Below are 26,604 nucleotides of genomic sequence, written 5' to 3'. Positions count from 1 at the left end.
CCCATTCCTTACCCGGCGGCGATGACCGCCGCCCCAGCACACAATGGAGCCCGCACATGCGCAACTATGACTTCATCGCCATCGGTGGCGGCAGCGGAGGTGTTGCCAGCGCCCGCCGCGCGGCGGAATACGGTGCCCGCGCCCTCGTCGTGGAGGCCGCGCGTCTCGGCGGCACCTGCGTGAATGTCGGCTGCGTGCCGAAGAAGGTCATGTGGTACGCCGCAAACCTCGCCCAGGCGATGCGCGACGCACCCGGCTATGGCTTCACGGTCGGCTCCACCCACTTTGACTGGCCAACGCTCAAGGCCCGGCGCGATGCCTATGTGCTGCGCCTCAACGGTATCTACGCCAGCATGCTCGACAAGGCAGGCGTGGATGTCGTTAGGGGTTTTGCACGATTTGTCGATGCACACACCATCGAGGTCGACGGAGAACGCTTCAGCGCGCCTCACATCGTGATCGCCACGGGCGGCCGACCCGAGGTCCCCGATACTCCCGGCGCAGCGTTCGGCATCGACTCAGACGGTTTCTTTGCACTCGAGACCCAGCCGCGTCGGGTGGCGGTGGTCGGTGCGGGTTACATCGCGGTGGAGTTGGCTGGCGTCCTCAACGCCCTTGGCAGCGCTGTACACATGCTGGTGCGCGGACCGCATCTGTTGCGCCCCTTCGACGCCATGCTGCGCGACGAACTCGGCGCCCAGATGCGCGAAGACGGCGTAGACCTGCGCTTCGGCACTCGCGTGGAGGCAGTGACACGGCAGACGGACGGCAGCCTGCGCGTTGCTTGCGATAGCGGCGGCGTGCTCGAAGTCGACGCCCTGGTGTGGGCGACCGGCCGCCGGGCGAATACCGACCGCCTTCGACTCGAAGCGGCAGGCCTGAGTGCAGACGCACGCGGCATGGTCACGACCGACGCGTTCCAGAATACGGACGTCGACGGCATCTACGCCATCGGCGACATCACCGGTCGCGCGGAACTCACCCCGGTCGCAATCGCGGCAGGGAGAAGACTCGCCGCCCGCCTGTTCCTCGGCCAGAAGGACAGTAAACTCGACTACGACACCATACCCACCGTCGTCTTCAGCCACCCCCCGATTGGCACGGTAGGCCTGACCGAAGAGGAGGCGCGCGCATGCCATGAGCAGGTAAAGGTCTATGGCACCCGCTTCACCGGGATGTACCACGCCCTGACCGAGCACAGACCAAGAACATCGATGAAGTTGATCTGCGCCGGCGCAGACGAGCGCATCGTCGGTGCCCACGTCATCGGCGAGGGTGCCGACGAAATGCTGCAGGGTTTTGCCGTGGCGGTGAAGATGGGCGCCCGCAAGCGTGATTTCGACGACACCATTGCCATCCACCCTACCAGCGCCGAAGAGTTCGTGACCCTGCGCTGAAACGGAGCCTCCCCATGCCCATGACCTACGAACAGCACCTGGACGAAGTGGCTACCCTGCTCTACGAACGCTACGAGCAAAGCGAAAAGGCGGCCATCAAACTGGTGATGGCCGCCCAGGCGGACGACTTCTTCAGCGGTCACGACGACGATCCGTCGATCTGTACGCCGGAGCGCGCGGCCGCCGACGCACGCGCCGTCTATCGCAAGTACGGCAAGCCTTAGTGGCCGGAGCAGCAGCCGTGTCCGCCGCCGCCGCCGCATCCGCCGCCTGTGGCTGCCGCCGCAGCGGCAGGCGCACCCGCGCTGGCCGGCGCACCAAGCTGGATCTTGAAGTCGATGACGATATTGCCCGGGTCACGCGCGACATAGGTGATACCCACCTGGTTGCCGTAGCGCTGCTGGATCTGGCCAAGCAGCGGCAGCGGGTCGTGGTCATTGACAAACCGCATCACCTCGCCGTCTTCGAGCGATTCGAGGGCACCGAAGATGGCAGCATGGCGGAAGCGCTTGGCGACGCCGCGCGCGTCGAAGGGGTGAACGTCGTTCTGGAACATCGTGGTGTCTTCCATCGTTGGGATACCGGACTTGTCCTGCGGCCGGATTCGCAGCCTGGAAATCGTATTTGGCCGCAAAGGCCGTCGCCTTGAGGAAGAACAAGAAACACACCCCGGCATGCACGGCGCACTGCCTGATTCGGGCTCAGCAACAGGCGATTGCCCGCTAACGCACACCCGCGCTGTGCTATTGTGCGGCTGAGGCGAGGGAGCACGAGCTTGCATACCCGAACAGGGATATCGATCTGCAATCGTGCCGAGGGACGCCTCACGACATATAAATCAGCGCCGCATGGCGGGAGTGGAGAGTGCTTATGGCTACCAAACAGGATCAGTTCAACGAACTTCAGAAGAAGAATCTCGAAGCGGCCATGCGTCTGGCGCAGATGTCGATCGAGAACTCCCAGCGCATCATGGAAATCCAGGTCGGCGCAGCCAAGCGCCTGTTCGAGGAAGGCGTCGAGAATGCCAAGGCACTGTCGAGCACCAAGGACCCCAAGGGCATGATGGAGCTGCGCGCCCACTACGCGCAGAGCACCACCGAGCAGATGCTCGCATGTGCGCGCGAAATCGCCGAGATCACGGCACGCACTCAGGCCGAGTTCGGCAAGCTCGTCGGTGAGCAGTTGAGCACCGGCAGCACCGACATGTTCGACGCCATGCAGAAGATGTTCAAGGGCATGCCGATCGCCGACCAGAACGCCCTCGGTGCCATGCAGACGGCGATGGACACCACGCGCGCGGCCTTCGAGCAGATGACCCGTGCCTCGACGGAGGCCTTCCAGGCTTTCACCCAGCAGGGCGGCAAGGGCCGCAAGTAAGCTGCCCGCCGGAGTCCCGCGCAGGCAGGCATAACGGCGCCCTCGGGCGCCGTTATGCCTTGCGGGGCTGCAGCACGCTCAACGACGCTGCTCGATCTCGTCCCAGCTGTCGTCTATCGAGACATCGTCGGCCGGCGTGGCACTCCAGCGCGCAGCCGCCGAATCGTCCGCCTCGCGCGCATCCACCCAGCGCCCGCCATCCGGGGTCTCTTCACGTTTCCAGAACGGAGCTCGTGTCTTCAGGTAGTCCATGATGAATTCGCAGGCGGCGAATGCATCGCCGCGATGTGCGCTGGCTACGCCGACGAATACGATGCGCTCCGCAGGCATGAGTCGACCATGGCGATGGATGACGCACGCATCCAGTACCGACCAGCGTGCACGCGCCTCGATCACGATCTCTTCGAGGGCACGCTCGGTCATCCCGGGATAGTGCTCGAGCGTCATCGCCGATACGCCGCTACCGTCGTTGACGTCACGGACCAGGCCGACGAAGCTGGCGACCGCCCCCACATCGGCACGCTCCTGACTGAGCGCGGCAATCTCCGCGCCGACGTCGAAGTCGTCTTCCTGAACGCAGACTTTGTAGCGCCCCATGCTCAGCCCCCGGTCACAGGCGGAAAGAAAGCGACCTCGTCCCCCGCCGCCACCGGCGCGTCGGCACCAACCATGCGCTGGTTAACCGCACTGCGCACGTTACGGCCTGCCGCCATCGCCCCCCACGCGTCGCCCCGTGCAGCGAGATGCTCCCGCAGCGCACCGACGGTACCCACATTGGCCGGCAACGCCAACTCCTCGCCAGGCGTCCCAACCGCTTCGCGCAGGCTGGCGAAATAAAGAACCTTCACCTTGCTCGTCATGTCCTGTCCCGTCAATGTACTCATTCAGTGCAGCAGATCGCCGTAGGGCAGAAAGCGGACGCTCTCGCCGCGCCTGACGGATGTGGCCGCAGGAATATCCACCAGCCCGTTTGCCCATACCGTCGAGTTGAGCGCCGCCGAACCCTGGTTGTCGAACAGCTCCACCCCACCCTGCGAATTCATGCGCGCACGCAGGAACTCGCGTCGGCGATCGGGCCGCGGCCAATCGAAATCGGCACGCAAGGCCAGCGCCGCCGGCGCCACCTCGCGCACGCCCTGCGTGGCCAGCAGGAAGGGACGCACCATCATCAGGAAGGTGACGAAGCTCGACACCGGATTGCCTGGCAGGCCGATGAATGCAGCCCCTGCCACATGGCCATACGCCAAGGGCTTGCCCGGCTTCATCGCGATCTTCCACATATCCAGACTACCCTCGGCCTCGACCGCAGGCTTGACATGGTCCTCCTCGCCGACCGACACCCCGCCGCTGGTAAGGATGAGATCATGGCCCTGCGCGGCGCGGCGAAGGACTTCGCGGGTAGCATCGAGACGGTCGGGGACGATGCCGAAATCCTCCACCTCGCACCCCAGGCCGACAAGCAGGCTGCGCAGCATGTAGCGATTGGAGTTGTAGATACCCCCGGGCGGCAGAGGCTCGCCCGGCATCACCAACTCGGAGCCGGTGGAGAACATCGCCACCTTCACCCGCCTCAGCACGGGCAGCTGAGCCAGGCCCACCGACGCCGCCAGCGCGACGGCCTGCGGCGTAAGCCTCTCGCCTGCGGGCAGGATCAGTTCACCGCGCGCGATGTCCTCGCCCATCCTTCGTACCGCCTCGCCGGAACGTGGCACGGTGTTGATGATGACTTCGGCGCCATCGTGCTCGCACAACTCCTGCATCACCACGGCATCTGCGCCTTGCGGCAAGGGGGCGCCAGTGAATATGCGCGCCGCGGTGCCCGGCGCAAGCTCGTGGCCGACACTGCCCGCCGGAATGCGCTGACTGACCGGCAGGCGCGTACCGGCAACGGGAACGTCGGCGGCACGCAGCGCGTAGCCATCCATCCCCGAGTTGTCCATCGGCGGCTGGTCGATCGTTGAGAACTGGGCGACCGCGAGCACCCGTCCGGCGGCGAACATCGTGTCCACCTGCTCGATCTCGCGTACCGGACGCGCGAACCCGAGCAGCTTTTCGTAGGCTTCGTCAAAAGAGAGCATGGTGCCGTTCATTGAATCTTCAGATGGTCGAGAATGAAACTGGCGACCCGCGCCGGTTCATTGAGCGGAAGCAGAGGCAGCGGGCAATCGATGGCAAGGTCGCTCGCCACCGCCACCACATGGAGATTATCCGGCCACAGCGGCGGCTTGCCCAAGGCGGGCCGATGGATCTCGATCTTGGGCACGGCCGCTGCCTTGTAGCCTTCGATCAGCACCAGATCGCAGGGCTCGAGCAAGCGCAGCTGCTCTTCCAGGCTGGGCTCAGGCGCGCCGCGCAGCTCATGCATCAGCACCCAGCGGTCGTTGGACAGCATCAGCACCTGTGTGGCGCCGGCCTCGCGGTGGCGCCAGGAGTCCTTACCCGGCTTGTCCAGATCGAAACCATGGTGTGCATGCTTGATGACCGACACGCGCAGACCACGCGCGGTGAACTCGGGGATCAGCTTCTCCACCAGCGTCGTCTTGCCTGAGCCCGACCAACCGCCAAAACCGAAGACTTTCATCGGAGCATTGCCCGCAGGCATCGTGAGATAGCCTTGAAGGATACAACAGACCGCTCTCAGCCGCTCCCCTGCGCGGGGCTGCGTGCGCTGGCACGAGGCGGCGGCAACGAAGCCAGGAAGGCAACCGCGTCGGTCTCGGCCCGCGTGCGCCGCATCGGCGGCAGACTGCGCCACACCACCTTGCCATAGGACTTCTCGATCATGCGCGGATCGCAGATGCACAGCACACCACGGTCGCGCTCGGTACGGATGAGCCGCCCGGCGCCCTGCTTCATATTGATCACGGTCTTGGGCAACTGATGATGCACGAAGGGACTCAAGCCCTGCTTCTGCATGTGCTCGACGCGCGCGGCCAGCACAGGGTCGTCCGGCGGAGCGAAAGGAAGCTTGTCGATCACTACCAGCGACAGCGCATCGCCGGGCACGTCCACGCCCTCCCAGAAGCTCTGGCTCGCCACCAGCACTGCGTTGCCAAGACGGCGGAAGCGCTCCAGCAGTTCGGTACGCGAACCCTCGCCCTGAAGCAGCACCGGCAACTCGTCCCCACTATGCTGCAGGCCGTCGAGGATCAGCTCGTGGATGCGGCGCATCGCGCGCAGCGAGGTGCACAGCACGAAGGCACGCCCTCGCGCGGCGCGGATCAGCGGCAGCGCCACCTGGGCGACACGCTCGGTGTATTCGGACGAGTTCGGTTCGGGCATGCCGGCGGGGGCATACAGCAAGGCCTGCTCGGCATAATCGAAGGGGCTACCCCACACCGCGGTGAGCGGCGGCGGATCCATCCAGGCCAGGCCCATCTCGCGGCAGTAGTGGCCGAAGTCCGCCTTGCCCACCGCCAGCGTCGCAGAGGTGAAGATCCACGCCCGCGGGTGGCCCTCGAGCTGGCGCTTGAAGACGTCCGATACATGCAGCGGAGTGGCATTGAGCGCCAGCGACTGGGCAAACACCTCGACCCAGCGGATGAGGTCCTTGTCCTCGGGGCTGCGCCAGCTGGCCAGGCGCGCAGCCATCTCCTCGGTGCGGCGCAGGCAGTTTGCGAGCCCTTCGGAGCGCTCGGCCTGGGTGTCGAGCACGGTCTGGAACTCGGTCAGCGACTTCTCCAGCGCCTCGACCATGGCATCGAAGTTCTCCCGCTCGGCCGCCTGCGCAGCCGAGATGCGCGCAGTCTCGGTACCGAACACCAGGCGCAGGTCGCGCGCGGCCTTCTCGAGGTTGCGCGTCTGGTCGATCATCGCCACGCAGTCGCGCGCTGCGGCCACCGTTTCGGAGCGAGTGTCACGCGCCAACTCCAGCACCTGGGCCGTGGACACGCTGTCGCCGAAGAACAGGCTCGCGGTCTCCGGCAACTGGTGAGCCTCGTCGAAGATCACGGCATTGCAGGCTGGCAGCAGCTCGCCCATGCCCTCGTCGCGCAGCATCACGTCGGCGAAGAACAGATGGTGATTGACCACCACGACGTCGGCGTCCATCGCATTACGCCGCGCCTGCATCACGAAGCACTCGTCCTTGTGCGGGCAGTCCTGGCCGAGGCAATTGTCACGCGTCGAGGTTGCGGCGATCCAGGCCAGCGAGTCTTCGCGCACGTCCGTGCATTCGGCCTTGTCGCCCGTCTGCGTGACCTGGGCGAAACGGCCGATTGCGCGCAGGTCGGCGGCGTCCTGCGCGGTGAGGAAGCGGCCATCGCGCGCATTACGCTCGAGGTGGTAGTGGCAGACGTAGTTCGCCCTGCCCTTTAGCAGCGCGATGCTCACCGGGACCTTGAGCGCGGCACGCACGGTCGGCAGGTCGCGGTTGAAGAGCTGGTCCTGAAGGGTCTTGGTGCCGGTGGAGATGAGGACCTTGCCGCCCGCCATCAGCGCCGGTACGAGATAGGCGAAGGTCTTGCCGGTACCGGTTCCGGCCTCGGCCACCAGCACACGGCTCTCGCGCAGCGCCTCGGCGATCTTCCGTGCCATCTCGATCTGCTGCGGACGGGCTCGAAAGCCAGGAATCGCAGCTGCGAGCGGGCCATCGTCGGCGAAAAGCGGGGTCGGGTCGGACATGGGCACGGCGGGTTCTGGGCAGACCCGCGAGTATAGCGCTTGCCGGCCCTATCCGCCTTCGCGACTGCACCCGTTTGTCATTATCCGGCAGATCGCCCCACCCCACCCGGCGCGGGCCCCGCCCCCAGCATGCTGATGCGCGCAGGCGGCGCCTTGCCCTGCTTGTCCTCGCCAAAGTAGAGCGTCATGTGCGGGAATGGGATCTCGATGCCGGCAGCGTCGAAGTGACGCTTGACCAGGCGGTTGTAGGCGCGACCAACCGGGAACTGTGAACCCGCCACCGTCTTGATGCGGACGCGGATGTTCACCGAACTGTCGGCCAGCGCCGTCACCCCGTGCACCTCGAGCTCGGAGCTCAGGATCAACCCTGCGAAAGCGGGGTCCTGGCGCAGTTCATCGAAGGCCGCGCGCAGCTGGACGATGGCCTCGTCGCTGTCTTCGCGGTAACCGATGCCGTACTCGCCAACGTGGTAGCCGAAGTCGCGGTTGTAGTTGGCCACGGTGGTGACCGATGAGAACGGCAACAGGTGATAGGTGCCGGAGAGATCACGCATGCCCAGCGAGCGGATGGTCATCTTCTCCACCGTGCCGGTAACCCCGGCGGCGGTGACCACGTCACCAACGTTGATCGCGCGCTCGAGCTGGATGAAGACGCCCGTGATCACGTCCTGAACCAGCTTCTGGGCGCCGAAGCCAATCGCAAGCCCGAGCACGCCTGCGCCGGCGAGCAGCGGCGCGATGTTGAGGCCGATCTCCGCCAGCACCAACATCGTGGTCACTACCACCAGCGCGATCGCCACCGCATTGCGGAAGATCGTCAGCAGGGTGCGCGCACGGGCATTGGGCTCGCCGCCCGCCTCGGCGTTCAGGCGGAACTCGATCCAGCTCGCAACGATGAGCCACAGCAGCAAGGCGAGCGCCACGATGAGCGCGATCGACACCAGCTTGCCGAGCAGACGCGTGCCGGCGTCGGAGACCAGCCAGGCGCCGAGGTCGAATGGCGTCCACGCGTCCACGATTGCCGCCACGACCACGGCGAGGATCGCGAAGCGGGCGATCTTCAACACCGTCGGCACATAGGCGTTAAGACGCGCTTCGAGCAACGGAAACTTCTGCTGCAGCGCCTCGCTGAGCCGGATCCGGCGCAGGATCACCTGCGTCAGCAATGCCGCCAGGCCGATGCCCAAGGCAACTGCCAGCACGGTCTGCGCCGTTGCAGCGACCATGAACGGCAGCGCATCCTGCGGATAGAGAATGGCGGTGACCAGGATTGCGCCCAGGTAGGCAATGGCCACGATGTGCCAGGTACGCGCGCCGATCGTGATGCTGATGCGAGCAAAGGAAGACTGCATGCGCTCGGCCAGCGCCTCGATGGCAGCACGCACGCGCTGTCGGTTCTGCATCACGATCACGGCCGCCTTGAGGAGGGCGGAGAGCATGATCACGATGGCCACCGCACGGCTTAGCGCTGGACTGAGATAGTGGCCGATCACCGGGACCAGCAGCATCAGGCCATAGCCGACGAAGAACACCATGCGCGATGCCCACAGGTACCAGTAGGCGCCCTCTTCGTCCGTCACGGGAAGCACACGCAACGTGTCGCCATGCCGGGACAACAGGATACGGAGCCCCGCCCGAACGGCCTCGACCATCAGAAAGGCGTTCAGAAACAGGGACTCGTGCACGCGTATCGCCCCGGACTCGCCGATCACGAACAGCGCCACGCCATACCCGGCAAGCCAGGCGAATGCAATGGTGAGCAGGTCGATGAGTCCTGCGCCGGCCGTCGCCAGGAGCCGTCGCCCCCAGACCAGTGCGCGCGGCCCATCGGCCGCGCCGGCCTGCCGATCGAGCGCGGCGAACAACCCGCCGGCGGCCGCCGCCAGCGCGCGGAAGACGACCAGGGTGACGACGACCAGTACGGCAAATTCGCCAAGCTGCCACAGCACGGAATCGAGCCGGGCATCGGCAAGCTGCCCGGTCGCCTCACCGAGCGCAGACAGAGCGGCACCGAACTCGCTGACCGTTCCCTGCGCGAGGCTCTGCGTCAGCGCGGCAACGCGCCCCGCCATCGACTCGACGGGCGCCTCGGGTTCAAGCGCACGCGCGGCACCCTCCTCGCCCAGGCTGCGTAGCTGTTCGATCAGCACGCTGCGGGTGGCGTCATCCTCGAGCAGGTCAGCCAGACGTTGATGTGGCGGCTGAGTCGGATCCACGGGGGCGGCTGCGGCAGCCAGCGTCGCTGCGGAGAACAGGCCTGCGAGCGCAAGCAGGACGATCAGGGCAAACAAGGGAATGAGCTTACGTGCCAAAACGGAACTCCTTCATGTCCGGCCCGTAAAGACCCGCCAGCGACCCTGGCAGTTCCACAGCCGGCCTCCAAAGCACTGCGCCGGGGCAGATAACACTCGCGTCACACAAGCCATGCATCATCCGCAACGAATTTGTAACGGTCAGCCGGAGTAAGCATGTCATTGAGGGGGGAGGCACAGAGGCGAGCCGCAATGCTGGCGATGCGGTGGATTGCGCCGCTGGCCTGGATTCTGGCCCTGAGCTTCACCAGCTGGCTGGCGGCTGCGGCGTACTGGTCCTTCCACGCGACACCGCAAGCTGCGGCGCTGGCGTTCCATGAAACCGATCCGGTCAGCGCTGCCGAAGGCATCCTGCGTATCGCCGGCACCGGCGGCAAGCCCGGGCCTGGCAGCGCAAGCAGCGCCACGGCCCGGCCGCCGTTGTCCCTCCACGGCCTGGCCACCGGCTTTGGCGACGCAGGTGGATTCGCCTTGTTCAAGACCGCTGACGGCAGCGTGAAGACAATCGGGGCCGGAGGCACCAGCAGCGACGGCTGGCGACTGGCGTCCATCCACCCCGACCACGTCATCCTCGAGCGCGAGGGTGCTTCGGTGAGGCTTGATCTGGCTGCACGCCAGCACCTCACCGCCGAACAAGGGGAGTAACCCCCTCCCCACGTCCGCGGCCAGTCACCCCATCGGCGCAATCCCCTGACCAGTCCGAGCATCCGCCCCATCCCCCTTCCATTTCCCGATCTGCAGCCCAAGAAAATGCCCCTAGCAGTGCGCATCAACGCTGAGCCCAATCCGGTCGCCTCAATTCCCCGACCTTCGCCTTCAGCCCGCTTCACAACATCGATCTGCAAGGCGATCCGAGAGTCGATCCTCCCCCTGCTGCCAATGTGCCTGCGTGCGAGTTGTGTTGCCGTTCTGCTCGCGTTGAGCATGCCTGCCAGCGCCCAGCAGCGTGAAGAGACCATCTCGCTCAATTTCCAGAATGCCGAGATCGACGCGGTTATCCATGCCGTGGGCGAGATCACCGGGCAGAACTTCCTCATCGATCCGCGCGTCAAGGGCAAGCTCAACATCGTCACCAACACCCCGGTGCCGCGTGCCCTCAGCTACCAGATCCTGCTGTCCGCGCTGCGCCTGCAGGGGTTTACCGCGGTGGAAGGCGAAGGCGTGGTCAAGATCGTTCCCGAGGCCGATGCCAAGCAGCATGCGGCACCTGTCGGCACCCGCCAGGTCAGCGCACGCGGAGACCGCCTGGTGACCCAGGTCTTCGCCCTGCGCTTCGAGTCGGCCACACAGATGCTCGGCGTCGTCAGACCGCTTGTCTCGCCGAACAACACAGTCACCGCGTTTCCGTCGAACAACACCCTGGTCGTCACCGACTACGCATCCAACATCGAGCAGATCGCGGCAGTCATCGCCGCCATCGACATCAGCCAGACCGACGTCGCCGTGCTCGAACTCCAGCATGCCGCCGCCGCCGACCTGGCCCCAGTCCTCGCTCGCCTGCTGGCCGAGCAGGGCGGCGCTGGCCAACCCGGCACCACGGCGCCCCAGGTCATGGCCGAACCCCGAAGCAACGCCCTCCTCGTACGTGCCGACAACCCCAGCCGGCTCACTGCAATCCGTCAGCTCGTCGCTTCGCTCGACCGCCCAGGCGCAGGCGGCAACATCCACGTCGTGTACCTGCGCAACGCCGAAGCACGCCATGTTGCCGCGACGCTCAACAGCGCCCTGAGCGGCACTGCGACTCCGGCCGCAGCGGCCACCACAGCGCGCGGCTTCGCGAACACTGCAGCCGACGGCGGCGACGGCGGCGGACGCCCGAGCACCGACATCCCGCTTGCCAGCGGCAGCGCGAACCCGAACGCGAGCGTCCAGGCAGACGTAGTCAACAACGCCCTCATCATCACCGCACCGGACGCCATCTACCGCAACCTGCGCCAGGTGATCGATCAACTGGATCGCCGCCGCGCCCAGGTCTATATCGAAGCCCTCATCGCCGAGATCTCCACCGAGCGCGCGGCCGAGTTCGGCCTGCAGTGGGTCGGGGCAGGTTCGGTCGGTGGCGGTTCGGGCGCAACCGGCATCATCGGCGGAAGCAGCTTCGGCAACGGCGGCAACAACCTGCTGCAGCTCATCGCCAGCACCGCCAGCGGCAATCCGAGCCTGCCCGGGAACGGGCTCAACCTGGCGATCGGTGGCGGTCGAGTCAACATCCCGGGGATCGGCGAGGTACTGAGCCTGGGCGTCCTGGCCCGCTTTCTGGAAAACGAGGTACGCGCCAACATCCTGTCGACGCCCAACATCGTCACCCTCGACAACGAGGAGGCCAAGATCGTCGTCGGCCGCAACCTGCCCTTCGTCACTGGCCAGTACACCAACACCGGCGGCGGCACCACGCCGGCCAACCCGTTCCAGACCATCGAGCGCCGCGATGTCGGCCTGACCCTGCAGGTGCGGCCGCAGATCTCCGAAGGCGGCGCCATTCGCCTGCAGATCTACCAGGAAGCCTCGGCGGTCGTCGGCAACGTCGATGCAGCAACCGGCCCGGTTACCACCAAGCGCTCGATCGAGTCCATGGTGCTGGTAGACGACGGGGCCATCATCGCCCTCGGCGGCCTGGTCGAAGACAGCTATGCGGGCGGCGAGGAGAAGGTGCCCATGCTCGGCGACCTGCCGGTCGCCGGCAGCCTGTTTCGCTACAACACGCGCAAGCGCAGCAAGACCAATCTGGTGGTGTTCCTGCGCCCGGTGATCCTGCGCGACCGCGACAGCTACGCCGAGATGACCCAGTCTCGCTATGAGTATGTGATCGGCCAGCAGCGCGCCAGCACCCTGCCCAGGCAGCTGATGCGCGGCGAGGACTCCGCCCCCGAACTACCGCCGATTGTCGATGCCCGCATCGTACCGGTTGCCGAGTTGCTGATCCGCCCGCCTGCGGACGAGGTGTCGCGATGAGCCAGCCCTCCCTGCCCTATGCGTTCGCACGCAGCCAAGGCGTGCTGTTGCGCGGCGGCGACGAAGCGCAAGCCGAACTGCTCGTACGCAGTGGTGCCGCACTCGGCGCGGTCAACGAGGCCAGACGCTTCCTGCGCCGCCCGCTACGCATCGAGACCGCTACGCCGGGCGCATTCGAGCTTGCGCTGGCGCAGGCCTATGGAGATGGCGAGCGCAATGCGGCAGAGGTGGTTGCGGACGTCGGCCAGGAGATCGACCTCGCCCAGCTCATGACCGAGCTCCCCGCGGTCGAGGACCTCCTCGAGCGCCAGGACGACGCCCCCATCATCCGCATGATCAACGCGCTGCTCGCCCAAGCGGTACGCGACCGTGCCTCGGACGTGCACATCGAGCCCTACGAGCAGTCCTCCGTGGTACGACTGCGCCGCGACGGCGTGCTGCAGGACATCGCCCGCCCCCACCGCGCCCTGCACGCCGCGATGGCTTCGCGCATCAAGGTGATGGCCAACCTCGACATCGCCGAGAAACGCCTCCCGCAGGACGGCCGCATCAGCCTGCGCCTGGCCGGACGCCAGATCGACGTGCGCGTCTCCACCCTGCCAACCAGCCACGGTGAACGCCTGGTGCTGCGCCTGCTCGACAAGAGCGCGGGGCAGCTCGGGCTCGACGCCCTCGGCATGGCGCCGGACAGCGTAAGGCAGTTCCAGGCTCTGTTGTCCCAACCGCACGGCATCATCCTCGTCACCGGTCCCACCGGTTCAGGCAAGAGCACCACCCTCTACGCCGCGCTGCGCACGCTCGACGCGACCCGGATGAACATCATCACGGTCGAGGATCCGGTCGAGTTCGACCTCCCCGGCGTCGGTCAGATCCAGGTCAATGCGCGCATCGATCTCGACTTTGCGCGCGCACTGCGAGCCATCCTGCGCCAGGACCCGGACGTGATCATGATCGGCGAGATCCGCGATCTCGAGACCGCCCGCATCGCCGTCCAGGCCAGCCTGACCGGACACCTCGTACTGGCAACCCTGCACACCAACGACAGCGCGGCAGCCGTCACCCGCCTGATCGACATGGGGGTCGAGCCCTTCCTGCTCGCATCCACCCTGCGCGGGGTGCTTGCCCAGCGCCTGGTGCGCAAGCTGTGTACCGCATGCCGGCAACCCGCTGATACCGAAAGCAGCGAGGGCCGCTGGCGCGCGGTCGGCTGTCCGAGTTGCGGCAACACCGGCTACGCCGGGCGCCTCGGCATCCATGAGCTGATTGCGGTGGATGAGACGCTGTCGCGCCTGATCCACGACGGCTGCCAGGAAGCCGAGCTGCGTCAGCGCGCGCGCGCGACGGGCAGTCGCAGCCTCTACGACGACGGCATGCGCCACGTCGCTAACGGCACGACCACGCTCGAAGAGCTTCAGCGTGTGATGCGCGACTGAGGCGGCGAACACCATGGCGGCATTCCAGTACCGAGCGCTCGACGCCGGCGGACGCGAACAACGCGGCGTGATCGAGGCCGACAGCGCGCGCGCGGCCCGCAGCGCGCTGCGCGAACGTGGCCTCGCACCGCTCGAGGTCAGCGGCATCGGCCGCCAGCACGCGAACACTGCCCTGCGTGCGCGCCTGCCGGCGAGCGTGCTTACCCTGATGTCCCGGCAGTGGGCCACCCTGCTTGCCTCCGGGCTGACGGTAGAGCAATCGTTGGCGGCGCTGATCGAACAGGCCGACACCGAGCCGTTGCGCCGCGTGCTCGCCGGAGTGCGTAGCGAAATCGTCGGAGGGCTGAGCCTTGCCGCCGCGCTGGAGCGCTTCCCGGCCCAGTTCCCCACCCTGTATCGGGCGTCGGTCGCGGCTGGCGAGCAATCGGGCGAGCTTGCACGCGTGATGCTGCAACTGGCCGACCATCTTGAGCAGAACGACATCCTTCGCCGCAAGACCGAACAGGCACTGATCTACCCATGCCTGGTTGCCTGCGTCGCGCTCGTCATCGTCGTCGCACTGATGGTCTGGGTGGTGCCGCAAGTGGTGGGCGTATTTGCCCAGTCGAGGCAGAGCCTGCCGCCACTCACCCGCATCACGATCGGGCTGTCCGAGTTCATCCAGGCGTGGGGCCTGGTGATGCTGATTGCTGCCAGCGCCCTCGGCCTTGCGTTCGTTGCGGCGCTGCGCGACACGGCCTTTCGGCGCCGGGTCGACCTGCTGTTGCTTGGCCTGCCCTTGATTGGCCGCCACCTGCGCACCCTCGACGCCACCCGCTTCGCGAGCACCCTGTCCATCCTGGTCGGCAGCGGCGTGCCCTTGCTGCGCGCGCTCGATGCCGGTGGCCGCGTGGTGCAACGTCTTCCGGTGCGCGAGGCGGTGACGAGCGCTACCGAGCGCGTGCGCGAAGGCATGGCCTTGTCGCGCGCCCTTGCGGCCACCCGCAGCTTTCCACCGCTGCTGCTGCACATGGTCGCCAACGGCGAGGCAACCGGGCAGATCGCAGCGCTGCTCGACAAGGCCGCCCGCCTGCAGCAACTCGAGCTCGAGAGCCGCAGCGCTACCCTCACCAGCCTGCTCGAACCCGCCCTGCTGTTGCTGATGGGCGCCTTCGTACTGCTGATCGTGCTTGCCGTCATGCAGCCGATCATCGAGATCAACACCCTGATGAGATAATCCACATGTCCAGACTGCTGCTCCACAAGGCGCCGTGCGCGCGCGGTTTCACCCTCATCGAAGTGATGATCGTCATCGTCATCCTCGGCGTGCTCGCCGCGCTCGTCGTACCACGGGTGATGAGCCGTCCGGATGAAGCACGCGTGGTCGCCGCCCGCCAGGACATCGCTTCGCTGATGCAGGCGCTCAGACTGTACAAACTCGACAACCGCAGCTACCCGACGACCCAGCAAGGCCTCGAGGCCCTGGTGAGCAGGCCGACGCTGGCCCCGCTGCCGCCCAACTGGAAAGTCTATGTCGAGCGCCTGCCGCGCGACCCCTGGGGCAACCCGTACCAGTATCTGAACCCCGGTATCAATGGCGAGGTCGATGTGATGAGCTATGGTGCCGACGGCCGCAGCGGCGGCGACGGCTTCGATGCCGACATCGGCTCCTGGCAGCCCTGAGCGCAGGCCCAGTCCGGCACCGCCCGCTTCCCTGCCAGCCACCAGGCCATGCGCCCCGCCCGCGGCTTCTCGCTCGTCGAAGTCCTGGTCACCCTGCTCGTGCTCGGTATCGCGGCCGGGGCGATGAGTCTCGCCGTGACTGCCGACCGTGAGCGCGACCCGGCTGTGGCTGTAGAGCAGCTACGCAAGGCGCTCGAGACCGCCGCCTACCGTGCCAGCATCCGCGGCCAGCGCCTGGCAATCGAGTTCCAGGCCGACGGCTACCGCTTCACCAGCCTGGATCGGCACGGCCAATGGCAGCGCATCGATGCGGATCCTGCCCTGCAGCCCAGGCGCCTGCCAGCAGCCTTGGCCTGGCACAGTCTGGCCACGAGCAGCCGACAGGCGGGCACCACCGCCTCGCCGGCTCACCGCCGCATCGAGTTTGGTACGAGACCGCCACAGTACCGGCTGGCGCTCGCGCACGAAGGGGTACTGCACGTCCTGGACGGCAGCCGCGCCGGTAGCGTGCTCCATCGCCTCGAGCATCCCGGAGCCGGACGATGAACGCCAGGCGCGCAGCGGGCTTCACCTTGCTCGAGATGCTGGTGGCGCTATCGATCGTGGCGATCGCTCTGCTCTCTGCAACACGGGCGCTGGGGAGCACGATCCATGCCGCGGCGGGCCTGCGCGAACACGCCGTTGCAAGCTGGGTGGCGCAGAACCGGCTGGCGGAGATGCGCGCCCACCGTCAGTGGCCCGCACTCGGCCAACGCCAGGGTCGGGTCGACATGGCAGGCGGCAGCTATGTGTGGACCGAACGCATCAGTGCGACGCCGAACAACCTGTTCCGCCGTATCGACGTCGAGGTGAGCGCGGCTGACGACAAACGCCCGCTCGGACGCATGAGCGGGTACGTCGCGAGGCCGCCGCGATGAGCCTGCGCATTGACCACGCGCGCGGCATGACCCTCATCGAACTCATGATTGCGCTCGCGCTCTTCGCGCTGCTCGGCCTGCTCACCTGGCGAGCGACCGACAGCCTGATCACCACGCGCCAGCATGTCGGTGCCGAACTCGAGCGCTGGCGTGCGATCACGACCGCCGTCGCACGCGTGGACGAAGAGTTGCTACAGGCGTTGCCCGGCACCGGCCGCCTAGCCCACGGGCCGCCCCCCAGCCGGCAACCCGAAGCGGTCGGCACCGGCCCGGCCCAGGTGATGCTGCGCTTTGCCTCGCCTGCGGCCGATGGCGGGCCGGTGCAGGACGCCGCCTTGCTGCTCGTGGGCGATCGCCTCGAGTGGTGGATCTGGGACGGTCCCGATGCAGCCGCGGAACCCAGCCGCGTGCGCCTTCTGGACCGAGTGAACGCGCTGCACTGGCGGTTCCTGCATGGTGACCGCTGGGTCGCAGCGTGGCCGCCCGAGCAGCCACAGGACGCCGGTCTACCTGCTGCAATCGCCTTCGAAATGGAACTGTCGGATGTGGGAACGATTCGCCGTGTGTTCGCGCTGCGCTAAAAGCCACGCACGCCAGCGCGGTGCCGCGATCGTGCTCGCCCTGCTGACCGTCGGCCTCGCGGCCGTGCTCGCCGCGGCAGCGCTCGCCGATCTGAGCCTCGGCATCGAAGTGCACGAGGGCCGCTTCGAACAGGCGCAGTCGCGGCAACTCGCGATCGCCGCCGTGGACTGGACACGCAACGTCCTTGCAGACGACCGCCGCACCAGTGCAGCCGACCACGCCGGCGAGCCGTGGGCAATCGAGATCCCGCCCACACCCATCGACCGCGACCCCAAGGCAGGCACGGTTGGCGGCCGCATCAACGAGCTGTCCGGCCGCTTCGACCTCAACGCCCTGCATCCGGGCAATCCCGCGCACACCAGCGCACGCAGGCAAGCCGAGCGTCTGTTCGCGCTCGTGCTCGGTGACGCCGTGCGCGCACGACTGCTCGCGGACGCGCTCGAAGCGCACCTGCAGCCGGCCACCGGCACCGAGTCCGGCAAGCAGGCCTTCGAGCTCACCGAGGTCGGCGAGCTGATCGCGATCCCCGCCTTCACGCCGGAGGCAATCGCGCAACTCACGCCGCATGTCGCCACCTTGCCGGCCCGAGCCCCGATCAACGCCAACATGGCGAGCGCCGAGGTCCTTGCCGCCACCATCGATGGGCTCGACCTGTCTGCGGCCCGGACCATGGTCGCTGCACGCACGCACGCCTGGTTCCGCAACCGCGGCGATATCGCTGCGCTGCTGGGACCGGGCCTCGACCTGCCCGCAGCCAGCGCACTCGACGTACACAGCCGCTTCTTCATTGCCCACATCCACGCCGGCTACGGTGAGGCCATCACGCGCCTGCAAGCCTTGCTCGACCGTCGCCAGACCAGCGTGGACATCATCTGGTATCGCATCGAATGAACACCCGACTCGCCCTCATCATCCCCGAACGCTGGCCAGATCAACCCGACTGCGAGTGGGCGCTGCTCGACCGCGACGGCCGCATCGTCGAACATGGCCGCAGCGCACCGTCGCACTGGCCGAACGCAGGCGAGCACGTCGCGCTCATCGACGGCGCGGACTGCCTGCTCGCCGCCCTCCGCGTCCCGCCAAGCAAGCGACGCGACCGCCTGCCTCTGATTCGCTACGCCCTCGAGGCACGTCTGGCGCGTGACATCGACCATGAGCATGTGACGATCACGAGCGAGCGCGCCGATGAGGAGCAGCCCGGGGGGCGGCGGCTGCTTGCGGTGGTGATTGCCCACGCCCGCCTGCGCCAGATCTGCGCACAGTTCGAAGCCCTTCGCCGTCCGCTCGGGCGCGCGGTGGCCCTTGTCGACTGCCTGCCTGCGACCACCACGTGCTGGCAGGCGATCGATGCCGGAACGGGCAGCCTCAGCCTGCGCGCGGGTCCCGACGGGGCGATCACCGTCGACATGCCACCGCACACACCATCGACCACGGCCGCCCCTGCCCGCGGGGACACCCTGGCCTGCGCACTGACACTGGCAACCACGGCCGAACCGGCACAGCAGCCGGCCGAACTCGTCTTCACCACCGCCACGCCGCTCACCGATGCCGAAATGACACTGCTGTCGCGACAGTGCGCGATGGAGATCAGCCAATGCTCGCTGGATGGGCTGTGGGGGCGAAGCCTGCTTGCCGCCAACCTGCTGCACGGTCCGTTCGCCCCCGCAGCATCTGCGGGCACAGGCATATGGGGCGCCCTGCGCCTGCCGGCCGCTCTAGCCGGCACCGCCACCCTCATCGCCGGTATCGCGCTTGCGGTGGGCATCGCGGTCGACCGCAACACGGTCGCTGAGCTGGAAGGCCGCGAGCGTGCGATCTTCGCCGATGCCTTGCCGGCCACGCCTGCGATTGCGCCGCAGCTACAGTTGCGTCGAGCCCTCGATGAAGCACGACGCGATCACGGCCTGCTCAGCGCGGGCGACCTGTTGGCCCTGCTCCAGGCGCTCATCGAGGCGAACAGCTCCCTGCCACTGCAGATGGCCTACCGCACGCCGCGGCTCGAGGCGGAGCTCGCGTCTCCGCTGCCGGCTACTGCGCCGCTCGCCCACCGTGGTCTGAGCGCCAGGCTGGAGGGCCATCGCATCCACCTCCAGCCGCAGCCTTGAGACCGCTACTGTCTCCCGCTTCTCCGCCCTCCGAACGCGCCCCATACGCCCCATACGCCCCCATACGCCCCGTCATGATGAAACGCCTCGCCTCCGCCCTGAGTACGCAGTTCGCCAACCTCGCACCACGCGAACGATGGGCGCTACGCATCGCCTGCCTTTTCGTGCCGTGTGCGCTGGCATGGATGATCGGCGACTGGATGATCGCCGAACGCACGCGGCTCGACCGCCAGCTTCCCGCCCTCATCCTCAGCGTCCAGATGATGGAGCGAGACGCAGCAGAACTCGCCCACCTGCGCCGCAGCCCATCACCCACATCACCAGCCGGCCCCGCAGAACTGGCAGCGTCGGCCATGGCGCACGGCCTCGTCACCGACATCCGGGTCGAGGAGGCAGCAGTCATCGTTTCCGGTTCGAGCTCCCTGGAACGCTTGCTGCCGTGGCTGGCTGAACTGCATTCCCGGCACCGCTTGCGCGTGAGCGAACTCGACTTCGATGCCGGCAACGGTCGCTTCCTGATCCGTCTCGACCCCACAGCGCTCGTACGTTGATGACGAGCAGCCTCCAACCAACATCCCGCCAGTGGCTCCTAGCGGCATTCCTCCTGCTTGCCTTCATCGTCACCCAGGCCCCGGCGGCGCTCATCGATACCGCATTGGCTACCCATAGCGGACATCACATCCGCCTGCTCGAGCGCTCGGGAACGCTCTGGAGAGGCCGGGGCGTACTCGCCGAACACACCCCGCAGGGTCATATACGCTGGCTGACCGTGGCTTGGCAGATTGCCCCCTTCGGGCTCATTCATGGGAGGCCGATACTGGATGTCGAGTTCGACGACCAGCCAGTACTGAACGTCACAGCCAGCCAGAGCGGCCTGGAACTGCGCTGGCAGGTCCACCCGGTCGATATCGCACCACTGATCCGCACGCTCACGCATCCTGCCGCCCGCCTCGGTTGGCATGCACGTGCCTCAGTGCCTGCAGGCGAAGGCGCATGCAACTGGCGCATGAGGTGTAGGGGCGCGATGGCACTGGAGCTGTCCGCCCTTGCGACCAGCGTGTTGCCAGGGCCATCGCTCGGTCGCTTCGGGCTACAGCTCGGACTTGAAGAGCGCACCTTATCGATCGTCGTGGTCAGCCCAAGCGACAACCGGCTGCAGGCAAGCGCCAGCATGGTGGTGCACGCCACACACAGAAGCAGTGGCGACATCCGCATCGGTGGCGACCCCGAGCTAGTCAAGCAACTCGGCGCCCTGACCGGTGACGTGATGCAGCGTCAGGCCGACGGCACGCTACAAGTTCAGTGGCGGCACGGGAGCCTTTAATCAAACTGCAAGAAATTCATAATTTTTTTGTATCGCTAAGCCCCTAAGTTGTCGGTTTCTCAACCACGGCCACGGAGCCTTACACCAATGAGCAATTCCCCGACCAAGGCCTACCTCGACGAACCGCTGCGCGAGGACTGCCCCTCCCCCCATTTCAACGAGGTCCTTGCCGTGCGCATGTCGCGCCGGCAATTGATGAAGGGGAGCATGGCTGCGGCCACCGCCACCCTGTTCGGGACCACGCTGACGGCCTGCGTGTCGGACAGCGACAATGACACCCCGGCAGTCGAGACGCCCGCCGCACCCGGCTTCAGCGAGCCCAAGCTTGGCTTCCAGGCTGTCGCAGTGACGCGTGCCGACACCACGACCGTGCCCGCCGGCTACACGGCCACGCCCTTCCTGCCGCTCGGCACGCCGATCTGCGGCACCTACCCCGAGTACAAGCCCGACGGCACCAACACCGGCGCCGAGCAGGAACAGCAGATGGGGATGTGCCATGACGGCATGCACTTCTTCCCGATCGGCGGCAGTTCGACTCATGGCTTGCTGGTGATGAACCACGAGTACATCGTGCAGCCCGTGCTGCATGCCAATGGCGCGACGACGGTGGGCGGCATCCGCACCGTGCCCGACGAGGTTCGCAAGGAGATCGCCGCACACGGCGTCGCGGTGGTGGAGATTCGCAGCACCGCCCATGGCCAGTGGGAAATCGTACGCGGTGCCTACAACCGCCGCATCACCGGCGCCACCCCGATGGCTATCCGTGGTCCGGTGCGCGGCCACGAGAAGGTGCGCACCAAGTACAGTCCGGATGGCACCCGCACGCGCGGCACGCTCAACAACTGCGCCCACGGCTACACGCCCTGGAACACCTACCTCACCTGCGAGGAGAACTGGGCCGGTTACTTCGTCAACAAGACCGGCCGTCCGCGCGAACACAGCCGATACGGCGTTGCCACCTCGAGCGGCCGTTACCGCTGGGAGACCGTGGCCGGTGACGAGTACGAGCGCTTCGACGTCAGCGTCAAGGCCGCGTCCGCCAGCGAGGACTATCGCAACGAGGTCAACGGCTTCGGCTGGGTGGTCGAGATCGACCCCTTCGACCCTGACTCGACCCCGATCAAGCGCACCGCGCTCGGCCGCTTCGCGCACGAGGGCTGTGTGTATGCGCCGGTGGTCGAAGGCCGCCCCGTCGTCTTCTACATGGGCGATGACTCGCAGAACGAGTACATCTACAAGTTCGTGACCCGCGCCAACTACTCGGCTGCCACCGCCAACGGCAGCATGCTGGACGACGGCACGCTCTACGTGGCCCGCTTCGATGCCGACGGCAGCGGTCGCTGGCTCGCGCTCGACTTCAACAACGCCGACTTCCTGGCTGCCTGCCTGGCCAAGGGCGTCAGCTTCAGCGACCAGGGCGATGTGCTGCTGAACACCCGCCTCGCCGCGGCCACGGTTGACGCGACACCGATGGACCGGCCGGAATGGGGCGCGGTGCACCCGCATACCGGCGAGGTGTACTTCACGCTCACCAACAACAGCAGCCGTACCGTTGCCGACGCGGCCAACCCGCGTGCGCCCAACCCCTATGGCCATATCGTGCGCTGGCGCGAAACCGGCAACGACGCTGCGGCACTGAGTTTCGAGTGGGATATCTTCGTGCTTTCCGGCACGCTGACCGACAGCGGCAAACTCGGCGACGCCACTCAACCGCTGGGCGAGGATGCCATCCATGCCAGCCCGGACGGCCTTTGGATCGACCCGAACGGTATCCTGTGGATCCAGACCGACATGAGCGGCTCGCAGCAGGGTTCGGGCCCATTCGGTGAGAACCAGATGCTGGCCGCCGAACCGGCAACGGGCGAGATCCGCCGCTTCTATGTCGGGCCGAGGGAGCAGGAGGTGACTGGCGTCATCACGACACCTGATGGGAAGACCATGTTCGTGAACAACCAGCACCCCGGGGACCGCTCGACGCCGGGCAACTTCACCAGCAACTGGCCCGATCGTCCGCAGCCTTACACGACGGTCGACCCGTCGGGCCCGCGTCCGCGCTGCGCCACGGTGATCATCACCCGCAACGACGGCGGCGTGATCGGTCTCTGACCAGCGGAAAAGCTCGCGGCTTGCGCCGCTCCTGCGTGGCCCCGCCGCAACTGGGGGCTGCCGTGGGAGTGGCGCAAGCCGCGAGGGGTTGAAGGCGAAACAACCGAAAAGCTCGCGGCTTGCGCCGTTCCTACGTGGCCCCGGCGCGACGGACTGTCATTCAGTGCGGTGCGCTTCGGCCAGGTAGTCGCGGGTGCGCATTTCCATGAGCCGGCTCACGGTGCGTACGAACTCGTGTGCGTTGTGGCCTTCGGTGTAAAGCTCGTAAGCCTCGACCTCTGCGCTCATGATGAGCTTGACGCGGTGGTCGTAGAGCACGTCGATGAGCCAGGTGAAGCGGCGCGCCTCGGACGCATTGCCGACGAGCATCTTCGGTACGGCGGACAGGATCAGCGTGTGGTGCTCGCGCGCAATTTCGAGGTAGTCGTTCTGCGACCGTGGTCCGCCGCACAAGGTCGCAAAATCAAACCAGATCACGCCTGGCGCCTGGCGTACGACCGCTAAGCTGCGTCCGAGGATCTCGATGTCGCCGCCCTCGCCCGGGCTGGCCGCGAGACGGCGGAAGTCCTCTCCCATCTTGGCCTCTGCCGCAGCGTCGTGGGGCACGAGGTAGATCTCCATTTTCTCGAGCGTGCGCAAGCGGTAGTCCGTGCCGTCGTCGACCTCGACCACATCGAAGCGGCGCTTGATCATCTCGATCGTGGGCAGGAAATTGATGCGCATCAGTCCGTTGGGATACAAGCCATCCGGCGGATAGTTCGAGGTCATGACGAAGATGACACCGCGCGCAAACAGGGCGTCAAGCAGGCGACCGAGGATCATCGCGTCGGCGATATCCGATACGTGGAACTCGTCGAAGCACAGCAGCCGGGTTGCGCCCGCGATGCGGTCCGCTACCTTCTGCAGCGGGTCGGGCTCGTGATTGTGATTCTTGAGGTCGTTCTGCACTTCCTGCATGAAGGCATGGAAGTGCACCCGGCGCTTGCGCTTGTAGGGCACGGCATCGAAAAAGCAGTCCATCAGAAAGCTCTTGCCACGCCCGACACCCCCCCAGAAGTATACGCTGCGAGGCATCTGGGGCTTGTTGAAGAACTGCTTGATCCTGCTGCCCTGGCGGGCAGCCTTGAAGCCGACGAGTTCGGTGTACAGTCCTTGCAGGCGCTGGGCGGCAGCACGCTGGGCCGGGTCGGACTGGAATCCACGCGCCTTCAGCTGGGCTTCATAGGCGTCGATCATCCCGTGCTGGGGAACGTTCAGGATGCGATGAGGCATTTTGGGTCGATGTTCAGCTGTGCTGGGGGCAGCAGGTTAACGCAAGAAGGGGTGGGCGCGAGCAGGACTCGCACCCACCCCCCGTTACCGCAGGCGCGGCTTAGAAGTGCAGCGGCCGCTTGTCGCAGGCCAGCGCGGCCTCGTGCACCACCTCGGACAGTGTCGGGTGGGCATGGCAGATACGCGCCAGGTCTTCCGAGCAACCGGCGAACTCCATCGCTACCACGGCCTCGGAGATCAGCTCCGACGCGTTGGCGCCGATGATGTGCACGCCGAGGATACGATCGGTGTTGGCATCGGCCAGCATCTTGACGAAGCCGGTGGGATCGCCCATGCCGAGCGCGCGACCATTGGCCAGGAAGGGAATCTTGCCGACCTTGTAGGCCACGCCAGCGGCCTTGAGCTGCTGCTCGGTCTTGCCGACCCAGGCAATCTCAGGGCTGGTGTAGATGACCCAGGGCACGGTGTCGAAGTTGCAGTGACCCGCCTGGCCTGCCATCAGCTCGGCGACCATCACGGCCTCTTCCATTGCCTTGTGTGCCAGCATCGGACCGCGCACCACATCGCCAACCGCCCACACGCCGGGCAGATTCGTCCGGCAGTGGTCATCGACCTCGATCATGCCGCGCTCGGTGATCTTGAGGCCGACGGCTTCCGGGTTGAGGCCGGCAGTATTGGGGACGCGGCCAACCGACACGATCAGGCGGTCGGCTTCGAGCTTCTGCTCTGCACCGTCCTTGTCCTTGTAGGCGATCGTGACGCCCTTCTTGCCGACCTTCACCTCGCCGATCTGAACACCGAGGTTGATCTTGAGGCCTTGCTTGGTGAAGACCTTGAGTGCCTCCTTGGCCACATCCTGATCGGCAGCGGCAAGGAAATCGGGCATGGCTTCGAGCACGGTGACATCCGCGCCCACGCGGCGCCACACCGAACCCATTTCGAGCCCGATCACACCGGCACCGATCACCGCGAGCTTCTTGGGCACCGCGTCGATGTCGAGGGCGCCGACGTTGTCGCAGACGATCTTGTTGTCGACCGGAATGCCGGGCAGGTGGCGCGGCGCCGAACCGGTGGCGACGATGACCTGCTTGGCGACGACGAGCTCTTCGCCGACCTTGACGTGCCAACCGGCGTCACCCTTGCCGACGAAAGCGCCGTGACCGTTCAGCAGCGTGACCTTGTTCTTCTTGAACAGACCCTTGATGCCGCCGGTGAGCTGGTCGACGATGCCGCTCTTGCGCGCGATCATCTTGGCGACGTCAATCTTCGGCGTGCCGACGCTGATGCCCTGGCTCTCGAAGCTGTGACCCGCTTCCTCGAACAGGTGCGAGGTGTGCAGCAGCGCCTTGGACGGGATGCAACCCACGTTCAGGCAGGTACCGCCCAGGCGCGGCTCGCCCTTGGGATCCGCATAGGGGTTGGACTCGCAGCACGCGGTCTTGAAACCGAGCTGTGCAGCGCGAATGGCCGCCACATAGCCGCCGGGACCGCCGCCGATGACGAGGACGTCGAATTCTTTGGACATTCATCTCTCCCTTCAGGAAAACGGGGCGCTGCCCCGCCGCACAGGCAAGCAGCCTGGCGGCGTGACGCGCCCCTGTGCGTTGTGATCAGACGTCGAGGATCAGGCGAGCCGGATCTTCCAGCGCTTCCTTCATCGTCACCAGGCCAAGCACGGCCTCACGACCGTCGATGATACGGTGGTCGTAGGACATCGCCAGGTAGTTGATCGGACGCACGACGACCTGGCCGTTCTCGACCACGGCGCGATCCTTGGTGGCATGGATGCCGAGGATGGCCGACTGCGGCGGGTTGATGATCGGGGTCGACATCATCGAGCCGAACACGCCACCGTTGGAGATCGAGAAGGTGCCACCCGACAGGTCGTCGAGCGACAGCTTGCCGTCCTTGGCCTTCTGGCCGAACTCGGCGATCTTGAGCTCGATCTCGGCGATCGACATGGACTCGGCGTTGCGCAGGATCGGCACCACCAGGCCGCGCGGCGAACCGACCGCGATGCCGATGTCGATATAGCCGTGGTAGACGATGTCGCTGCCATCGACCGAGGCGTTCAGGATCGGGAACTTCTTCAGCGCGGCCACCGCGGCCTTGACGAAGAAGCCCATGAAGCCCAGGCGTACGCCATGGGCCTTCTCGAACTTGTCGCCATATTGCTTGCGCAGCGCCATCACCGGCGCCATGTTGACCTCGTTGAACGTGGTCAGGATGGCGTTTTCGTTCTTCGACTGGATCAGGCGCTCGGCGATGCGGGCGCGCAGGCGCGTCATCGGCACACGCTCTTCGGGGCGATCACCGACGGCGGCGATCACCGCCGGGGCAGCAGCAGCGGCAGCCTTGGGCTGGGCGGCGACGGCGTCTTCCTTGGTGACGCGACCGCCACGGCCGGAGCCCGCGACGTCGCCGGCGGCGATGCCCTTCTCATCGAGGATCTTGCGCGCGGCCGGGCTTGCAGCACCCGCGGCCGAGGCGGCGGGAGCGGCCGGCGGCGGCGTCACCGCCTGCACCGGCGCGGCAACCGGCG

At 66.6% G+C, this 26,604-nt stretch carries 26 protein-coding genes; 16 read left to right on the top strand and 10 right to left on the bottom strand.

All coding sequences use genetic code 11. The annotated features are described in order from the left end of the window. The first annotated feature begins 56 nt into the window (after positions 1 to 56). Together gorA and B447_RS10425 are read left to right on the top strand one after the other, a co-directional pair. Positions 57 to 1,397 (top strand): glutathione-disulfide reductase, encoded by a 1,341-nt coding sequence (gorA, locus tag B447_RS10430; protein ID WP_002939526.1) that lies wholly within the window; start codon positions 57 to 59, stop codon positions 1,395 to 1,397. Between the two features lie 14 nt (positions 1,398 to 1,411). After that, positions 1,412 to 1,621: a hypothetical protein gene (locus B447_RS10425; protein WP_002929785.1), complete on the top strand. Its 210-nt coding sequence runs from the start codon at positions 1,412 to 1,414 to the stop codon at positions 1,619 to 1,621. Here B447_RS10425 and B447_RS10420 read toward each other — a convergent pair. Next, positions 1,618 to 1,968 carry a DUF2249 domain-containing protein gene (locus tag B447_RS10420; RefSeq protein ID WP_002929783.1) on the bottom strand — a complete coding sequence of 117 codons (351 nt, stop codon included), beginning with the start codon at positions 1,966 to 1,968 and terminating at the stop codon, positions 1,618 to 1,620. The two genes, B447_RS10425 and B447_RS10420, sit on opposite strands and share 4 nt — an antisense overlap. A 299-nt stretch (positions 1,969 to 2,267) precedes the next feature. On the opposite strand from B447_RS10420, the gene B447_RS10415 reads away from it, so the two are divergent. Then, entirely contained in the window at positions 2,268 to 2,774 is a 507-nt protein-coding gene (locus B447_RS10415) for a phasin family protein (RefSeq protein WP_002929777.1), read from the top strand. A 78-nt stretch (positions 2,775 to 2,852) separates the two neighbouring features. Here B447_RS10415 and moaE read toward each other — a convergent pair whose 3' ends face one another. From moaE to B447_RS10385, 6 genes are all read right to left on the bottom strand, one after another. Then, positions 2,853 to 3,371, bottom strand: coding sequence for a molybdopterin synthase catalytic subunit MoaE (gene moaE / locus B447_RS10410; protein WP_002939523.1), 519 nt, complete (start codon positions 3,369 to 3,371; stop codon positions 2,853 to 2,855). Positions 3,372 to 3,373: 2 nt separating this feature from the next. Then, on the bottom strand, positions 3,374 to 3,634 hold the full coding sequence (gene moaD, locus B447_RS10405) for a molybdopterin converting factor subunit 1 (RefSeq protein WP_002929772.1): 261 nt from the start codon (positions 3,632 to 3,634) through the stop codon (positions 3,374 to 3,376). A gap of 24 nt (positions 3,635 to 3,658) precedes the next feature. Then, positions 3,659 to 4,864: a molybdopterin molybdotransferase MoeA gene (locus tag B447_RS10400; RefSeq protein WP_002939518.1), complete on the bottom strand. Its 1,206-nt coding sequence runs from the start codon at positions 4,862 to 4,864 to the stop codon at positions 3,659 to 3,661. After that, positions 4,861 to 5,376, bottom strand: a complete 516-nt coding sequence (gene mobB, locus B447_RS10395) for a molybdopterin-guanine dinucleotide biosynthesis protein B (protein ID WP_002939516.1) — start codon at positions 5,374 to 5,376, stop codon at positions 4,861 to 4,863. The genes B447_RS10400 and mobB overlap by 4 nt, the downstream gene beginning before the upstream one ends. A 35-nt stretch (positions 5,377 to 5,411) precedes the next feature. Further along, positions 5,412 to 7,397, bottom strand: a complete 1,986-nt coding sequence (locus B447_RS10390; protein ID WP_002939513.1) for an ATP-dependent DNA helicase — start codon at positions 7,395 to 7,397, stop codon at positions 5,412 to 5,414. Between the two features lie 80 nt (positions 7,398 to 7,477). Beyond that, entirely contained in the window at positions 7,478 to 9,709 is a 2,232-nt protein-coding gene (locus tag B447_RS10385; RefSeq protein WP_002939510.1) for a mechanosensitive ion channel domain-containing protein, read from the bottom strand. Between the two features lie 192 nt (positions 9,710 to 9,901). Here B447_RS10385 and B447_RS10380 point away from each other — a divergent pair, with 192 nt between their 5' ends. The 13 genes from B447_RS10380 to B447_RS10315 all read left to right on the top strand — a co-directional run bounded on the left by B447_RS10380 (position 9,902) and on the right by B447_RS10315 (position 22,790). Next, positions 9,902 to 10,354 (top strand): type II secretion system protein N, encoded by a 453-nt coding sequence (locus B447_RS10380; protein ID WP_002939507.1) that lies wholly within the window; start codon positions 9,902 to 9,904, stop codon positions 10,352 to 10,354. 279 nt (positions 10,355 to 10,633) lie between these two features. Then, positions 10,634 to 12,661: a type II secretion system secretin GspD gene (gene gspD, locus B447_RS10375; RefSeq protein WP_002939506.1), complete on the top strand. Its 2,028-nt coding sequence runs from the start codon at positions 10,634 to 10,636 to the stop codon at positions 12,659 to 12,661. Continuing rightward, positions 12,658 to 14,094 (top strand): type II secretion system ATPase GspE, encoded by a 1,437-nt coding sequence (gspE, locus tag B447_RS10370; RefSeq protein WP_002939502.1) that lies wholly within the window; start codon positions 12,658 to 12,660, stop codon positions 14,092 to 14,094. Before gspD ends, gspE begins: the two co-directional genes overlap by 4 nt. A 13-nt stretch (positions 14,095 to 14,107) precedes the next feature. Continuing rightward, complete coding sequence (gene gspF, locus B447_RS10365; protein WP_002939501.1) at positions 14,108 to 15,310, top strand: type II secretion system inner membrane protein GspF; 1,203 nt, start codon at positions 14,108 to 14,110, stop codon at positions 15,308 to 15,310. A gap of 5 nt (positions 15,311 to 15,315) precedes the next feature. Next, complete coding sequence (gene gspG / locus B447_RS10360; RefSeq protein ID WP_002929754.1) at positions 15,316 to 15,756, top strand: type II secretion system major pseudopilin GspG; 441 nt, start codon at positions 15,316 to 15,318, stop codon at positions 15,754 to 15,756. A gap of 48 nt (positions 15,757 to 15,804) precedes the next feature. Continuing rightward, positions 15,805 to 16,302, top strand: coding sequence for a prepilin-type N-terminal cleavage/methylation domain-containing protein (locus tag B447_RS10355; protein WP_002939500.1), 498 nt, complete (start codon positions 15,805 to 15,807; stop codon positions 16,300 to 16,302). Beyond that, positions 16,299 to 16,673: a type II secretion system minor pseudopilin GspI gene (gene gspI / locus B447_RS10350; protein ID WP_002929749.1), complete on the top strand. Its 375-nt coding sequence runs from the start codon at positions 16,299 to 16,301 to the stop codon at positions 16,671 to 16,673. Before B447_RS10355 ends, gspI begins: the two co-directional genes overlap by 4 nt. Further along, complete coding sequence (gspJ, locus tag B447_RS10345) at positions 16,670 to 17,254, top strand: type II secretion system minor pseudopilin GspJ (RefSeq protein WP_002939495.1); 585 nt, start codon at positions 16,670 to 16,672, stop codon at positions 17,252 to 17,254. The genes gspI and gspJ overlap by 4 nt, the downstream gene beginning before the upstream one ends. Beyond that, on the top strand, positions 17,217 to 18,146 hold the full coding sequence (gene gspK, locus B447_RS10340; protein WP_002939493.1) for a type II secretion system minor pseudopilin GspK: 930 nt from the start codon (positions 17,217 to 17,219) through the stop codon (positions 18,144 to 18,146). Before gspJ ends, gspK begins: the two co-directional genes overlap by 38 nt. After that, complete coding sequence (gene gspL / locus B447_RS10335; protein ID WP_002939491.1) at positions 18,143 to 19,360, top strand: type II secretion system protein GspL; 1,218 nt, start codon at positions 18,143 to 18,145, stop codon at positions 19,358 to 19,360. The genes gspK and gspL overlap by 4 nt, the downstream gene beginning before the upstream one ends. Positions 19,361 to 19,434: 74 nt before the next feature. After that, positions 19,435 to 19,911: a type II secretion system protein GspM gene (gene gspM / locus B447_RS10330; RefSeq protein WP_002939487.1), complete on the top strand. Its 477-nt coding sequence runs from the start codon at positions 19,435 to 19,437 to the stop codon at positions 19,909 to 19,911. Further along, positions 19,911 to 20,684, top strand: a complete 774-nt coding sequence (gene gspN / locus B447_RS22870) for a type II secretion system protein N (protein WP_232431608.1) — start codon at positions 19,911 to 19,913, stop codon at positions 20,682 to 20,684. The genes gspM and gspN overlap by 1 nt, the downstream gene beginning before the upstream one ends. A gap of 87 nt (positions 20,685 to 20,771) precedes the next feature. Then, positions 20,772 to 22,790, top strand: a complete 2,019-nt coding sequence (locus B447_RS10315; protein WP_002939473.1) for a PhoX family protein — start codon at positions 20,772 to 20,774, stop codon at positions 22,788 to 22,790. Positions 22,791 to 22,946: 156 nt separating this feature from the next. On the opposite strand, the gene zapE is transcribed toward B447_RS10315, so the two are convergent. From zapE to odhB, 3 genes are all read right to left on the bottom strand, one after another. Further along, positions 22,947 to 24,062, bottom strand: a complete 1,116-nt coding sequence (zapE, locus tag B447_RS10310; protein ID WP_002929733.1) for a cell division protein ZapE — start codon at positions 24,060 to 24,062, stop codon at positions 22,947 to 22,949. A 100-nt stretch (positions 24,063 to 24,162) separates the two neighbouring features. After that, entirely contained in the window at positions 24,163 to 25,587 is a 1,425-nt protein-coding gene (gene lpdA, locus B447_RS10305) for a dihydrolipoyl dehydrogenase (protein WP_002929731.1), read from the bottom strand. An 85-nt stretch (positions 25,588 to 25,672) separates the two neighbouring features. After that, a partial coding sequence (gene odhB, locus B447_RS10300) for a 2-oxoglutarate dehydrogenase complex dihydrolipoyllysine-residue succinyltransferase (RefSeq protein ID WP_002939466.1) occupies positions 25,673 to 26,604 on the bottom strand: 932 nt, incomplete at its 5' end.

It is taken from the genome of Thauera sp. 27 (assembly GCF_000310125.2).
Lineage (GTDB): Bacteria > Pseudomonadota > Gammaproteobacteria > Burkholderiales > Rhodocyclaceae > Thauera > Thauera mechernichensis.
The sequence above is the reverse complement of the archived record's forward strand: the minus strand, read 5'-3'. Positions and strand labels throughout refer to the sequence as shown.

Bases quoted from the DNA above. Each gene is read 5' to 3' on its own strand.
- gorA (WP_002939526.1), top strand. From the start codon at position 57: ATGCGCAACTATGACTTCATCGCCATCGGTGGCGGCAGCGGAGGTGTT.
- B447_RS10425 (WP_002929785.1), top strand. From the start codon at position 1,412: ATGCCCATGACCTACGAACAGCACCTGGACGAAGTGGCTACCCTGCTC.
- B447_RS10420 (WP_002929783.1), bottom strand. From the start codon at position 1,968: ATGGAAGACACCACGATGTTCCAGAACGACGTTCACCCCTTCGACGCG.
- B447_RS10415 (WP_002929777.1), top strand. From the start codon at position 2,268: ATGGCTACCAAACAGGATCAGTTCAACGAACTTCAGAAGAAGAATCTC.
- moaE (WP_002939523.1), bottom strand. From the start codon at position 3,371: ATGGGGCGCTACAAAGTCTGCGTTCAGGAAGACGACTTCGACGTCGGC.
- moaD (WP_002929772.1), bottom strand. From the start codon at position 3,634: ATGACGAGCAAGGTGAAGGTTCTTTATTTCGCCAGCCTGCGCGAAGCG.
- B447_RS10400 (WP_002939518.1), bottom strand. From the start codon at position 4,864: ATGAACGGCACCATGCTCTCTTTTGACGAAGCCTACGAAAAGCTGCTC.
- mobB (WP_002939516.1), bottom strand. From the start codon at position 5,376: ATGCCTGCGGGCAATGCTCCGATGAAAGTCTTCGGTTTTGGCGGTTGG.
- B447_RS10390 (WP_002939513.1), bottom strand. From the start codon at position 7,397: ATGTCCGACCCGACCCCGCTTTTCGCCGACGATGGCCCGCTCGCAGCT.
- B447_RS10380 (WP_002939507.1), top strand. From the start codon at position 9,902: ATGCTGGCGATGCGGTGGATTGCGCCGCTGGCCTGGATTCTGGCCCTG.
- gspD (WP_002939506.1), top strand. From the start codon at position 10,634: ATGCCTGCCAGCGCCCAGCAGCGTGAAGAGACCATCTCGCTCAATTTC.
- gspE (WP_002939502.1), top strand. From the start codon at position 12,658: ATGAGCCAGCCCTCCCTGCCCTATGCGTTCGCACGCAGCCAAGGCGTG.
- gspF (WP_002939501.1), top strand. From the start codon at position 14,108: ATGGCGGCATTCCAGTACCGAGCGCTCGACGCCGGCGGACGCGAACAA.
- gspG (WP_002929754.1), top strand. From the start codon at position 15,316: ATGTCCAGACTGCTGCTCCACAAGGCGCCGTGCGCGCGCGGTTTCACC.
- B447_RS10355 (WP_002939500.1), top strand. From the start codon at position 15,805: ATGCGCCCCGCCCGCGGCTTCTCGCTCGTCGAAGTCCTGGTCACCCTG.
- gspI (WP_002929749.1), top strand. From the start codon at position 16,299: ATGAACGCCAGGCGCGCAGCGGGCTTCACCTTGCTCGAGATGCTGGTG.
- gspJ (WP_002939495.1), top strand. From the start codon at position 16,670: ATGAGCCTGCGCATTGACCACGCGCGCGGCATGACCCTCATCGAACTC.
- gspK (WP_002939493.1), top strand. From the start codon at position 17,217: ATGTGGGAACGATTCGCCGTGTGTTCGCGCTGCGCTAAAAGCCACGCA.
- gspL (WP_002939491.1), top strand. From the start codon at position 18,143: ATGAACACCCGACTCGCCCTCATCATCCCCGAACGCTGGCCAGATCAA.
- gspM (WP_002939487.1), top strand. From the start codon at position 19,435: ATGATGAAACGCCTCGCCTCCGCCCTGAGTACGCAGTTCGCCAACCTC.
- gspN (WP_232431608.1), top strand. From the start codon at position 19,911: ATGACGAGCAGCCTCCAACCAACATCCCGCCAGTGGCTCCTAGCGGCA.
- B447_RS10315 (WP_002939473.1), top strand. From the start codon at position 20,772: ATGAGCAATTCCCCGACCAAGGCCTACCTCGACGAACCGCTGCGCGAG.
- zapE (WP_002929733.1), bottom strand. From the start codon at position 24,062: ATGCCTCATCGCATCCTGAACGTTCCCCAGCACGGGATGATCGACGCC.
- lpdA (WP_002929731.1), bottom strand. From the start codon at position 25,587: ATGTCCAAAGAATTCGACGTCCTCGTCATCGGCGGCGGTCCCGGCGGC.